Source organism: Caballeronia sp. M23-90, from assembly GCF_053574605.1.
In genome coordinates this window covers 1-723 of the sequence record NZ_JBSIPA010000943.1, presented here as the reverse complement: position 1 = coordinate 723, position 723 = coordinate 1, and the positions used below count along the sequence as shown (strand labels likewise).

The window sequence follows — 723 nt, the reverse complement described above, 5'->3', positions numbered from 1 at the left end:
TGGCGGCGCTGGCCGCTTGTCCGGCGCCCGACATTCTCGTGAATAACGCCGGTGGTCCGCCGCCGGGCGACTTCCGCCAGTTTTCCCGCGATGACTGGATTAAGGCGCCCGACTCGAACATGCTCACGCCTATCGAGCTGATCAAGCAGACGCTCGACGGCATGATCGACCGGGGTTTCGGGCGGATCGTGAACATCACGAGTTCGTCGGTGAAGGCGCCTATCGACGTGCTGGGCTTGTCGAACGGCGCGCGTTCGGGGCTGACGGGGTTTATCGCGGGATTGTCGCGCAAGGTGGCGGCAAGCGGCGTGACCATCAACAACCTGCTGCCAGGTTCCTTCGACACCGACCGCCTCGTCACCACGTTCGCGGCCGACGCGAAGGCGAACAACATCAGCGTGGAAGAAGCCAAGAAGCGCCGCATGAGCAAGTTGCCCGCCGGCCGCTTCGGCTCGCCGGAAGAGTTCGGCAAGGCGTGCGCTTATTTGTGCAGCGTGCATGCGGGGTACATCACGGGACAAAACCTGCTGATCGACGGCGGCGCGTATCCGGGCACTTACTGACGTATCGATGTATTGAAGTATCGGCACCGAACCAATAACAACCCATGACAGAGAGACATTCGATGAACCCACGCGTCGCGCTGATCGCGCACGACATGAAAAAGGATGACATCGTGGCGCTGGCCGGCGAGTTCGCGGCGACGCTCGCGCAGTGCCGGCA

The 723-nt window shown here is 62.5% G+C and carries 1 protein-coding gene and 1 pseudogene; both read left to right on the top strand.

The features are described from left to right. On the top strand, positions 1-563 hold a 563-nt coding region (locus tag ACRXB1_RS37185), incomplete at its 5' end, for an SDR family oxidoreductase (protein WP_449494918.1). Positions 564-625: 62 nt separating this feature from the next. Beyond that, positions 626-723: pseudogene (locus ACRXB1_RS37180) on the top strand (methylglyoxal synthase); the annotation flags it as partial.